At 71.2% G+C, this 5,054-nt stretch carries 3 protein-coding genes; 1 reads left to right on the top strand and 2 read right to left on the bottom strand.

The window, feature by feature from the left end:
- Window positions 1–360: 360 nt before the first annotated feature.
- A complete protein-coding gene (locus tag ONA70_RS34610; protein ID WP_265010698.1) occupies window positions 361–1,968 on the bottom strand; it encodes a hypothetical protein in 1,608 nt (535 codons plus the stop codon).
- A 173-nt stretch (window positions 1,969–2,141) separates the two neighbouring features.
- Here ONA70_RS34610 and ONA70_RS34605 point away from each other — a divergent pair, with 173 nt between their 5' ends.
- Window positions 2,142–3,584 carry an MFS transporter gene (locus ONA70_RS34605; protein ID WP_265010697.1) on the top strand — a complete coding sequence of 481 codons (1,443 nt, stop codon included), beginning with the start codon at window positions 2,142–2,144 and terminating at the stop codon, window positions 3,582–3,584.
- Here the strand turns inward: ONA70_RS34605 and ONA70_RS34600 are convergent.
- On the bottom strand, window positions 3,571–5,054 hold a 1,484-nt coding region (locus tag ONA70_RS34600), incomplete at its 5' end, for a PucR family transcriptional regulator (RefSeq protein WP_265010696.1). The genes ONA70_RS34605 and ONA70_RS34600 overlap by 14 nt on opposite strands.

The following is a 5,054-nucleotide window of genomic DNA, read 5'->3' as shown; positions in this document are numbered from 1 at the left end:
TCCTTATCTGTCGCAGGCAATGCGCGGTCGGGCTGGCTGACGCTTCCGGCCATCAAGGGCTTGACACTGTTCTGCGGCTGTCAGTTGTTTGGGACCGGGGTTGCCCCGGCGTGGCCGACCCCAACCTTCCGCTGAGAACCGACATGAGCGCGTTCCGGATGGCGGTGTGACCCTGGTTGACCCGGGAGTCACCGCGAAGTGCGGTAGTGGTAACCGCACAGTTCGTGAAGCCCGCTCTGCAGGCCTGCGATGTTGCCTGCAGCGTGTCCCCCCGGGCCCAGTTCATTGCGAAGCGATGACGGCACGGCGGAGGCGGCGGGAATCGTAGGCCGCCGCCTCCGCAGTTCGCGTTGCCGACCCCTACCCGAAGAAGACCACCGCGACGATGGTGCCCACGACGAGCCCGCTGACCACCGGGATGAAACACCTGCGGGCCAGGGCGATCACCGGCACCCGGGCGAAGCCGGCGACGGCGATGAGCGAGGACCAGGCGACGAGCGTGCCGCCACCGGACCAGATGTTGCCCATCTGACCGACGGCGGCGAGCGTCCCGGCGCTGATTCCGGCGGCCGGGCCCAGGCTGCCCGCCAGCGATCCGGTCAGCGGCAGACCGGAGAAGCCCGACCCCTCCAGGCCCGCGATCATGCCGATGATCAGGATGCCGAAGGCCGCGATGAAGCCGCTGTGAGGGATGTGGCTCTGCGCCGCCGTGACCAGGTCGTACAGGAGCGCCGGCCCCTTGGTCGGGTCGTCGGTGCCGAGGATCTGACCGGAGAAGTCGCCGTTGCCGATGAAGAAGAAGCCGGCGATCGGCAGCACGACGCCCATGGCCTTGAACGCGAACACCAGTCCGTTGACCACGTGCTCGGCGGAGCTCTCGAGGAAGCCCTTGCCGTCGCCGGCGAGCGACGCCAGGAAGACGATGAGCGCCGCGATGCCGCCGACCAGGGCGGCGGCATCGCCGCCCCGCAGGTCGGGCACGCTGTCGGAGAACTTCGCGACCACCATGTAGACGATCAGCGCCAGGTAGGCCAACGGCACGAAGATGGCGAAGAAGGTCGGTACCAGGGGGTTGCCGCGGTAGCCGTCGGCCGGCTCCTCGGGGGTGTCCCGCCGTTCCTCGTCGTACTCCTCCCGCAGCGCGACGCCGTGGCCGACGGTCGGCGGCCCACCCCGCAGGGACGGCACGTCGCCGCCACCGGCCGGCCGGTCGCCCGCGCCGACCAGTTCGCGCTCCCGCTCGGTGACCGCCAGGTCCTTCACGCGTTCACCGCTGCCGTCCGCCGTCGCCTCCCACTCGGCGAGCAGGGCCGGATCGGGTCGGCGCATCGTGCGGAACTCCATCAGGTAGGCGACCGCGAGGGCGACCCCACCGACGACGAGCGACAGCACCATGGCCCGGTCGGCGACGACGTTCGGGTCCGCCCCCGCCGCCTTCGCCGACAACCCCGGAGCCACCCGGATGACGTAGTCGGAGGAGAGTGCCATGCCCTGGCCGGCGATCGCCACCACCAGGCCGACGGCCATCGGCCGCAGACCCGCGCGGATCGCCACCGGGATGAGCACCGCGCCGATCAGCGGCACCGCCGGGGTCGGCCAGAAGAACAGCGAGATGAAGTACGTGACGACCACCAGCGCCCAGAAGGCCAGGTGACCGTTGCGCATCACCCCCCGGAACGGGGCGACCATCTTCCGGTCCGCGCCCATGGCCTGCAACGAGTGCAGCATCGCGGTCACGAGCGCGATGATCAGGAAGATGTTGAACAGGTTCGTGGCCGCCACCAGGCTGGCGTTGAACACCGCGGAGAGCCCGCGGACGATGCTGTGCGAGAAGACGAGCGCGGTCGCGAACGTCGCGACCACGGCCGGGACTACGATGTTCTTTCGGGCGATCATCGTCGCGATGATCACGACAACACCGACGAGATAGACCCAGTGGGCCGCGGTTAACTGCATCTGCCACCTCACGGACTCTTGCAGTGGATTGCCCGTCAGACTCCGCGTGTTGCAAGGTCAGCGTCTATCACCGATGTGCACAGGCCGCCGGCCAAAGATTGTGCAGGGTGCCGTAGCATCGCACAACGGTCACGGAGCAGTCTCGAACGGTATGTGACCTGCGCAGACGATCGGAAGGACGGGACGTGCGGGACACCCGGCCGCGCATTGCCGCCGCGCATTCGTTCGCCACCCCGGCCGGCCCGGAGGCTGCGCCGCAGCGGAAGCAGGCGGGACTCGCCGTACTGCTGACCCTGCTCGGCGCGACGCTGCTCGGCACCGTCATCAACAACGTGCTGAACGTGCCGTTGCGGGACATCACCGCCGATCTCGGCGTCTCGCTCTCCTCCGGCGTGCTCGTGGTGACCAGCTTCGTCCTGGTCCTTGCCACCGGCATGGCGTTGAGCGGCTGGGTGGGCGACCGGTTCGGACGACGCCGGACGATCATCGCGTCCCTCGCCCTCATGGCCCTCGCCATGGTGGGGGCCGCGTTGGCCCCGTCGCTGCCCGTCCTCGTCGCGATGCGCGCCCTGCAGGGCATGGCATGCGCGGCCTATCCACCGGCGGTCATGGGCATGCTCGCCACCATCTACGGGCCGAGCCAGCGAGCCCGCACGATGAGCGCCTGGGCGGCCGCCAACGGGATCGGACAGGCCGTCGGCCCGCCGCTGGGCGGCCTGCTGGCCGACCTCGCCGGCTGGCGGGCGATCTTCTGGTGCCTCGCTCCGGTCGCGGTGATCCTGCTGGTCGCCACCGTCTGGTTGGTGCCGAACGACCGCGGGCACGCCACCGCGCTGCACTGGCCCGGGGCGGTGTCGCTGACGCTCGGCGCCGCGCTGCTGATGACGGCCGCCACCGCGGTCCCGCAGCACGCGGTGCCGGCCTGGCTCATCGTCATCCTCGCCGTGGCGGGCGTCGGACTGCTGGCGGTCTTCGCCAACACCTCCGCCAAGGCGGCGGCGCCGATCATCCGACCGCGTCTCATCGTCGAGTCGCGGTTTCTGCGCAGCACGGTCGCCGCGTCCGCGCAGATGTTCTGCCTCGCCGCCACGCTCGTCGCGGTTCCGCTGTACGCCACGGGGACCCTCGGGCGGACCACCGCCGTCACCGGCCTGCTGGTGCTCGCCCTGCCCGCCGCGATGGTGGTGCTGGCCCCCGTCGTCGGGCTGCTCAGCGAACGCGGCCGGCCCCGCTGGATCCTGCGTACCGGTCTGGTCCTGCTCGCCGCGGTGGAACTGCTGCTGGGGCTGTACGCCGGTACCTCCGGCCGGAGCACCGCGCTGCTCGTCGCGCTGCTCCTCACGGTGGGTGTGGGCGTGGCCCTCGTCCAGACCCCCTCCGCCACCGGGGCGACCCGGTCCCCCGCCGGCAGGTCGGGCGCCGCCCTCGGACTGTTCAACATGATGCGCTTCGGCGGGTCGGCGCTCGGCGCCGCCTGGGTGGCGGTGGTCTATCCCTCCGGAAATCTGCTGCTGCTCTTCGCCGGATGCACCGCAGTTGCCGTCGTCGGGTTGGTGGTCAGCTTCGTCGGCCCCGACCCGTCCCCGCTCGACACCGACCCGGCACCGCCGGTCGCTACGTCGGGTTGAGATCGCGGTCGACGGCCGTAACCGTCTCGGCGAGCAGGCTGAGCTTGTGCGCCAGCCACACCGCGAACTGGTGTTCGGCCTCCCGCAGGTCCAGTTGCAGCAGCCGCGAGGCGCGGTCGAGCTTGTAGAGCATCGTGTTGCGGTGGATGTGCAGTTCCCGCGCGGCGGCGTTGAGGTTTCCGCCGGACGCGACGTAGGCGATGACCGCCTGCTCCAGGTCGCTTCCGCCGGCGCGGGAGCCGCGCAGCGGGGCCAGCATGTCCCGAGCGAAGGCACGCCCCTGCGGGCTCTCGGCGAGCTCCACCAGCGTGGCGAAGACCCGCAGATCCTGGAAGCCGCAGACCCGGTCCACACCGAGCCGGTTGCGGATCCCGAGCGCGATGCGCGCCTCCCGGTAGCTGTCGACGATGCGGCCGGCGCCGTCGACGCAGCGCCCGTACGCCACGGCGACCTCGCGGTGGGTCCGGCGCTCCAACTCCGCCTGCAGGGTGCGCGCGAAGTCGGCCAGCGCCCGATCCTCCGCGTCCGGCGAGTCCCGGTGGCCGGCCGGGTCGACCTGCCGGACCACGGCGAGCACGTCGCCGACGACCGTCGCCAGGGTGTGCGCGCCCGCCCGGACGTCGAGGCGGGCGGCGTGCTGGGCCAGCTGGAACAGGGCCGCCGGGGAGTCGGGGCTGCCGACCGAACCGAGCTGGTTCGCGACGATCACCCCGTAGGTTGCCGCGACCGGAAAGTCGTAGTGCGCCGCCCGGGCTTCCAGCTCGTGCTGGTTCGAGAAGCGGCCGTGCAGCAGCGCGTGGACGAAGTCGCCCCGCGCCCGCTCCTCAGCCTGCTCGATGCTGCGCAGGCGCAGCATCTCGGTACCGACGATGGTGGCGGCCTGCTCGACGACCACCCGGTGCTGCGCGATGTCATGCGGGCCGGGCGGATCGGCCGATTCCACGATCACCACCCAACCGTCGTGGCGGCCGCTGAGCAGGATCGGGTTGAGCACGCACGTCGCGCTGACCCCGCCGATCAGGAGGGTGCGGACCTGGGGTCCGGGATGCGGCTGCTCGGAAGCGGACGGCCTTGGGCCCGCCGCCGCGGGGCCGGTGGGTGAGGCGCTGTCTGCTGCCATGCCGGACGCGTCCTCGCGCAGCGCGTCCGCGACCGCCGTTGCCCCGAATACGCGGTCCCGGCTGGGTTCGAACGCCAGGACTCGGTACTGCGCGTCGAGGATTGCCGCCGCGCAACCGGACAGCCGGGCCATCTGGTGCCCGAGCGCGGACAACCCGGCTCCGCGGTAGAGCAACTCCACCAGCGAGCGATGCACTCTCAGGCCGTAGCGCAGCACGTGAGTGTCCCGGGCCAGGACGAGTTCCGCCACCAGTTCACTGAGCTGGCGGAAGCCGACATGCGCACCGACGTGAATCATCGACAGGCCGGCCGGCGGGTCCGGGAGATCACTGGCCCCGCCAGCGACGACGA

This window comes from Micromonospora yasonensis, from assembly GCF_026013475.1.
In the GTDB taxonomy this organism is placed as follows: Bacteria; Actinomycetota; Actinomycetes; order Mycobacteriales; family Micromonosporaceae; genus Micromonospora; species Micromonospora yasonensis.
This window is presented reverse-complemented; position numbering and strand designations above follow the sequence as displayed.